This is a genomic window from Streptomyces niveiscabiei (assembly GCF_001419795.1).
Taxonomy (GTDB): Bacteria; Actinomycetota; Actinomycetes; order Streptomycetales; family Streptomycetaceae; genus Streptomyces; species Streptomyces niveiscabiei.
The window spans coordinates 1-3,061 of the sequence record NZ_LIRL01000442.1 but is presented as its reverse complement, the minus strand read 5'-3'; the positions used below and the strand labels follow the sequence as shown (position 1 = coordinate 3,061).

Genomic DNA, 3,061 nt, shown 5'->3' with positions numbered 1-3,061 from the left:
CCGGCGCGCCGGACCAGTCGGGGCCGAACGCCTCGGTCATGTCCTGCTCGACGAGGTCGCTCAGCGGGTCGAGCGGGGTGAAGCGGAACCGCGTGGCGGAGAGCGCGTTGTGGCGGTCGAGGACCGTACGTATGTCCTCGGCGTGCTGGTCGAGGACGCGCAGCAGGTGTTCGATGCGGCCCTCGGCGGCGTACCGCATCAGGACGAGGGAGTTGACCGTGGCGGACGCGCGGTCGGTCGCGGTCTGCTGGGTGATGTCGACGGTGCGGCGCCGGGCGAGGGAGTTGTCCAGGAGGGCGCTGACGAACGCCGTCATGCGCTGCGCACCGGTGAGGCTGACGTGCGCGGGCAGCGTCGGGTCGCTCACCCCGGCCCGGTGCGCGCACAGGCCGATCTCGACGTCGAGGGACGGCCGGTCCGCCAGGAGCATCGACAGGAACCGCGCGCCGTCGACGTACCGGTTAGCCTCGGGATTGAACCCCTCCGCCTGTCGGCTGAGCCGGAACCCGGCGATCAGGGCGGGGACGAGGGCCAGCATCCGGGGGACGGTGAGGGCGGCGCGGTCGGACCTCGGGAGCCGGTCGAGGAGTTCGCGCCCCTTGATGACCTCCTCGCGCACGGGAACCTGCCCGCTCCCGGCGTAGACCGCCGCACCGACCGCCGCCTCCCACCGGCGCGGCTTCGTCAGCGCCAGCGGATGGACCCCCGCGACCTGCTCCGGGGCGGGAAACCGCGCGTCGACGCACTCGGCGTCCGCACGGACCCGGCACAGCTCCGGCAGCTCCCGCACCCCGATCACCGACCCGTTGTACCGGCTGAGCACCTGCGACCTGGAGTAGTCCCAGAACGTCATCTCATCGGCCATCGCTCGCCTCTTTCTGCCTTTCTTCTCGTTCGGCGGGCCCCGCACGGACCCGCCCGACGGCACTGCGTACGGTGGACAGCGCCCCGCAGGCCACCAGCGCCGCCACCGCCAGCAGGGCCCACGGCCAGCCGGCGCCCAGGCTCAGCGCGCCGGTCAGCACCAGCGGCGCGAGTGCCGAGCCCACGCCCCACGACAGCTGGTGCAGCCCGAGATGGCGGCCGGGCCTGTCCTCGGGCGCCATCCGGACGGCGACGGCGTCACCGGTCGGGCCGTGCATCAGCTCCGCCGCCGTGAACACGACCACGGCCACGACGAGCAGTGGCGCCACGAACGCCCCCGGCAGCCCGCTCGCCGCCCCGAACAGCACGGCGGACACCGCCCACACCGCACCCGCCCCCTGCATGACCCGCAGGTGATCACGCCGCTCCACCCACCGCACCACCAGGACCTGTCCCACCGTCACCAGCAGCGTGTTGAGCGCGAACACCACGCCGACCAGCCAGGACGGCCGGCCGAGTTCCTGGACGACGTACAGCGGCACCAGCACCGGTAGCGCCGAAGTGACCAGGACGAGCAGGGTGTTGGCGGCGACCATGGTGACGTAGGGACGGCCGGGCCGGGGAGCGTCCGGCGCGGCCCGGGACACGCGGCGCGGACCGCGCCCGGCGGCGGGCAGCAGGGCGATCAAGGCGGTGGCGAGGAGGTAGCTCGCCGCGTTGGCCGCCATGACCGACCGCAGCCCGGCAGAGCCGAGACCGGCGAGGAAGCCCGCCGCGAGCCCGCCCGCCGCGAGCCCGACGTTGCGCAGGGTCCGTTCGAGCCCGTACCAGCGCAGCAGCTCGTCGGGTGCGCAACGCCGGGCCAGGAAGGCGCGGTTGGCGGGCCAGAACAGGTTGTCCCCGACCGCCGCGAGGACCGCGAGGGCCAGGGCCGCCCGGGGGGAGGCGGTCGTCAGGTAGCCGAGGAACGCCGCCGCGCGCAGCAGGTGCGCCACCTGCACGACCCGCTGCGGGCCGAACCGGTCCACGAGCGGACCGGACAGGGGCCCGGCGGCGAGGGCGACGATCCCGGCGACCGTCAGGACCGTCCCGGCGGTGGTGGCCGGCATCCCGTCGTGCCGGGTCAGGTAGAGCAGGAGGAAGGGCACGGCCAGTCCGCTGCCGGTGCTGTCGATCACCACGGCGGCGAACAGGAGCCGCTGCCCTTTCCCACCGGTCGGACTCGATGCCGTCACCGCACGCCTGTCACGAGACGGGGGGCGTGCACGGCGTCACAGCGTCGCCATCGCGTTGCCGAGGTAGTTCGGCAGTCGCATCAGCTGGTCGCGCAGGGCGTCCAGGTCGACGGGGTAGCTCTCCCGGTAGCGGCGGGTCACCGCCTCCACCTCGGCCCAGGTGGCAGGCGTACGGCCGTCGTTGTAGCGGGGCGCCAGCTGGTCGTAGAGCGCGGTGCCGGGGCGCAGGAAGAGCTGGTTGAGGCCGAAGTAGCCGGGCAGGTTCGTCGCCCACTCCAGCAGCTCGCCGCTCGCGCAGGCGGGGTCGTCGGGCAGCCCGATCAGGATGAACGCGAACGGGGTGACCCCGGCGTCCTGGAGGCGGCGCACGGCGCTGTCGGTGACCCCCGGCTTGACCCGCTTGCCGACCGGCGTCTCGGCGATGCCGGGCGACTCGGCGCCCAGCCACATGCCCTTGCAGCCGGCCTTCGCCCACTGCTCGACGTCCGTGCGCAGCACGACCTCGGCGCGGCTCTGGCCGGTCCAGCCGAGCCCCTCGCCGGTGAGCGCCTCGCACAACTCCTTGTAGAAGGTGGGGTGCAGGCCGAACACGTAGTCCAGGAAGAACACGAAGTCGACGTCGCGCTCCCGCATCGCCGCGATCTCCGCGAGGGTGCGCTCCACCGGCTGCGGACGCATCCGGGTGCCGAACGGGAGATGGCAGAACGTGCAGCCGTAGGTGCAGCCGCGCACGCCGAGCACCATGCCGCACGAACCCCGGCGGACCCGGCCGTCCATGAACACCTCGGCGGTGTACGCGGACAGGTCGAACAGGTCGTACGCGGGCAGCGGCCACTCCTCGGTGGGCAGCTGGGGGTAGCTGTCGACCAGCGGCAGCACGGGCAGCGCGGGCTTGCCGCCGGTCAGGTCGCGCACCGCCTGGATCGCGGCGGAGTCGACCTCGCCGCGATCCAGGCGGTGCG

At 73.6% G+C, this 3,061-nt stretch carries 3 protein-coding genes; all 3 read right to left on the bottom strand.

Annotation, left to right across the window (positions count from 1 at the left end):
- Positions 1-865: hypothetical protein (locus AOK24_RS21565; RefSeq protein ID WP_055721707.1), on the bottom strand; the 865-nt coding region annotated here is incomplete at its 3' end.
- Complete coding sequence (locus tag AOK24_RS21560; protein WP_055721706.1) at positions 855-2,099, bottom strand: MFS transporter; 1,245 nt, start codon at positions 2,097-2,099, stop codon at positions 855-857. The genes AOK24_RS21565 and AOK24_RS21560, both read right to left, overlap by 11 nt.
- A 36-nt stretch (positions 2,100-2,135) precedes the next feature.
- A partial coding sequence (locus AOK24_RS21555) for a B12-binding domain-containing radical SAM protein (RefSeq protein WP_055721705.1) occupies positions 2,136-3,061 on the bottom strand: 926 nt, incomplete at its 5' end.